This is a genomic window from Aeromonas sp. sia0103 (genome assembly GCF_963895295.1).
GTDB classification, from domain to species: domain Bacteria; phylum Pseudomonadota; class Gammaproteobacteria; order Enterobacterales; family Aeromonadaceae; genus Aeromonas; species Aeromonas encheleia.
On sequence record NZ_CAWQKG010000053.1, the window covers coordinates 1 to 213 of the forward strand.

Annotated in this window: 1 protein-coding gene; it reads left to right on the plus strand. The window is 68.5% G+C overall.

What is annotated here, in order from left to right:
- A partial coding sequence (locus tag AACW18_RS15915; protein ID WP_218390102.1) for a VCBS domain-containing protein occupies positions 1–213 on the plus strand: 213 nt, incomplete at both ends.

Genomic DNA, 213 nt, shown 5'->3' on the forward strand with positions numbered 1-213 from the left:
AGGAGGGTGAGACCCTGCCGAGCGAGCACTTCGTGGTCAAGAGCGCCGATGGCTCCGCCGAGCACAGCGTCACCGTCACCATCACCGGCACCAACGACGACGCCAGCATCGGCGTCGCCACCCCGGGCTCCGACCAGGGCGCGGTCAAAGAGGACGTCACCCTCAGCACCAGCGGCAAGCTGGTCGCCACCGATGTCGATCAGGGTGAGGCCC